The following is a 2,968-nucleotide window of genomic DNA, read 5'->3' as shown; positions in this document are numbered from 1 at the left end:
CGCGCAGCGCGGCGACAGCGTCACCGTGATCAACCAGGCGTTCTCCACCGATGCGGCGGCCGACAGCGCGCCGGTGGCGCAACCGTTCTGGCTGCGTCCGGGCATGCTCGATCTGATCAAGCAGGGCGCGGGCATTCTCATCGCCGTACTGATCGCCTTCGGCTTGCTGCGCCCGCTGCTGAAAGGCCTGCTGCGCGGACCCGAACCGGTGCCCGCGCTGGCCGGGCCGGTGCCGACCGTATCCGTGCGCATCGCCGATGACGAGCGCGACGATCCGGTGCGCATCACCTCGCCGCAAATCCAGAACATGGCCTACGAGCAGAAGATCGGACTGGCACGCAAGCTGGCGCAGGAAAATTCCAAGCAGGTCGCGCAGGTCGTCATGAATTGGGTGGGCGACGATGGCAGCTGAGGCATTGCTCAACGGCGCCCAGCGCGCCGCGATCCTGTTGCTGACCCTGGGCGAGCAGGATGCCGCCGAGGTGCTCAAGCATTTGAGTGCGCGCGACGTGCAGGCCGTAGGCACCGCCATGGCCACGCTCAGCAACGTATCGCGCGATCAGGTCGAGCAAGTGCTCAATCGCCTGAACGAAGACATCGGCCGCCAGACCGCGCTCGGCGTGGGCACCGAGGAATACATCCGCAAGGTGCTGGTCAGCGCACTCGGCGAAACCAAGGCCGGCAGCCTGATCGATCGCATCTTGCTGGGCCGCTCCACCAAGGGCTTGGAATCGCTCAAATGGATGGAAAGCCGCGCCATCGCCGAGATGATCGGCATGGAGCATCCGCAGATCATCGCGCTGGTGCTGGCGCACCTGGAGCCGGACCAGGCCGCCGAAGTGATCGGCTACCTGCCGCAGCGCGTGCGCAGCGATGCGGTGATGCGCATCGCCAATCTCGATGGCGTGCAGCCGCAGGCGCTGAACGAACTCGATGAAATCATGGAGCGCCAATTCTCCGGCACCTCGAGCAAGCTCAAATCCGCCTCGGTCGGTGGCCTCAAGGCCGCGGCCGCGATTCTCAACGCGATGGAAACCTCGCGCGAAACCGAATTGATGAGCGCGATCCGCACGCACGACGCTGGCCTCAGCACCAAGATCGAAGAGCTGATGTTCGTGTTCGACGATCTGGCCGACATCGACGACCGCAGCATGCAGGCGCTGCTGCGCGAAGTGCCGTCCGCCAGCCTGATCGTGGCGCTGAAGGGCGCTGAAGCGAGCGTGCGCGAAAAGATCTTCGCCAACATGTCCAAGCGCGCCGCCGACATGCTGCGCGACGACCTGGAAGTGAAAGGCCCGGTCAAGCTCAGCGAAGTGGATGCCGCGCAGAAAGAAGTGCTGCAGATCGCGCGCAAGCTGGCGGATGCGGGCCAGATCAGCCTGTCGGCCAGCGGCGACGAGTTCGTGTAATGGCTAACTCTTCGAGGTATCGCGTAGGTTGGGTAGAGGCGCAGCCGAAACCCAACATTGCCATGCCGATCACGACGTTGGGGTTCGGCTGCGCCTCAGCCCAACCTGCGGGGAATTGCTGATGCCCGGCATCCTCACCCGCGAAACCGTCGCCGGTTTCGACCGCTGGGAACCACCCTCGGTCGGCAACGAAGCCGCCGCCGAACCTGCCGCACCGCCCGGCCCGACCATCTACGAACTGGAAGAAATCGAACGCCAGGCGCGCGAGGAAGGCTATGCCGCAGGCTTGGCCGAAGGGCGCACGGCAGCAAAGAAAGAACTCGACGAACGCCTGACGCGGCTGGATGCCTTGTGCACCGCCGCTGCGCGTCCGCTCGCGGGCATGGACGATGCGGTCGAGCGCGAGCTGGCCTTGCTCGCCACCGTCATCGCCCAGCGCGTGGTGACGCGCGAGTTGCAGCTCGATCCTTCCTTGATCGAACGCGCCGTGCGCGAAGCTGCCGCGGCGTTGCCTTCCTCGACACGCGAATTGCGCGTGTGGGTGAATCCGGGCGATCTGGATTTATTGCGCGAACTGGGCGCAGCCGAACCGCATTGGCGTTTCGGCGCCAACCCCGCTTTGCAACGCGGCGACTGCGTATTGGAAAGCGAGCGCTCGCGCCTCGATGCGCGGGTCAGCACGCGCCTGGCCGCCGTCGTCGATGCGGTGCTCGGCGACGATCGCGACGATGGCGTGGACGAGGTGCCCGCGTGAGCGCCGCAACGCCGGGCAAGCATCAGCGCTGGCGCCGGCAACTGGGCCTGCGCGCACAGCATGCAAGCGCCGCACAGATGTTGACGGTGGAAGGGCGCTTGCGCCGCGTGGTCGGCCTGACCCTGGAAGCCGAAGGTTGCGAAGCGCCGCTGGGCGCACGCTGCCTGGTCGATGCCGCCGATGGCAGCGAACTGGATACCGAAGTGGTGGGCTTCGCCGACGAACGCCTGCTGCTGATGCCCGTTACCGAAATGCATGGCGTGCTGCCGAATGCGCGCGTGCGGCCGTGCTCGCGTACCGGTGGCTTGCCGGTGGGCGATGCGTTGCTTGGCCGCGTGGTCGGTGCCGACGGCATGCCGCTGGATGGCGAAGGCCCGTTGCGCGCGGAAAGCCACGCCGCACTCAAGCGCGAGCCGATCAACCCGATGGCGCGCAAGCCGATCGATACGCCGCTGGACACCGGCGTGTGTGCGATCAATGCCTTGCTGACGGTGGGACGTGGTCAGCGCATCGGCCTGTTCGCAGGTTCCGGTGTGGGCAAGTCCACCTTGCTTGGCATGATGACGCGCTACACCGATGCCGACGTCGTGGTCGTCGGACTGATCGGCGAACGTGGCCGCGAAGTGAAAGAGTTCGTCGAACAGACGCTGGGCCACGAAGGCCGCGAGCGCGCGGTGATCGTGGCCGCGCCCGCCGACGCGCCGCCGCTCAAGCGCCTGCGCGGCGCGCAATACGCCACCGCGATCGCCGAATGGTTTCGCGATCGCGGCCAGCGCGTGCTGCTGCTGATGGATTCGTTGACGCG

2 protein-coding genes and 2 pseudogenes are annotated in these 2,968 nt (G+C 66.4%); all 4 read left to right on the top strand.

Annotated elements, in window-relative coordinates:
* Positions 1-412 (top strand): annotated as a pseudogene (locus tag ACTHNE_RS11695) (flagellar basal-body MS-ring/collar protein FliF); the annotation flags it as partial.
* Positions 402-1,409, top strand: a complete 1,008-nt coding sequence (fliG, locus tag ACTHNE_RS11690; protein WP_324938007.1) for a flagellar motor switch protein FliG — start codon at positions 402-404, stop codon at positions 1,407-1,409. The pseudogene ACTHNE_RS11695 and the gene fliG, both read left to right, overlap by 11 nt.
* A gap of 121 nt (positions 1,410-1,530) precedes the next feature.
* Positions 1,531-2,163 (top strand): FliH/SctL family protein, encoded by a 633-nt coding sequence (locus ACTHNE_RS11685; RefSeq protein WP_440269332.1) that lies wholly within the window; start codon positions 1,531-1,533, stop codon positions 2,161-2,163.
* Between the two features lie 41 nt (positions 2,164-2,204).
* Positions 2,205-2,968, top strand: a pseudogene (gene fliI, locus ACTHNE_RS11680) (flagellum-specific ATP synthase FliI); the annotation flags it as partial.

It is taken from the genome of Dyella sp. (assembly GCF_051954575.1).
In the GTDB taxonomy this organism is placed as follows: Bacteria; Pseudomonadota; Gammaproteobacteria; order Xanthomonadales; family Rhodanobacteraceae; genus Dyella_B.
Note: the sequence above shows the minus strand (reverse complement) of the source record. Positions and strands in the feature narration are given on the sequence as shown.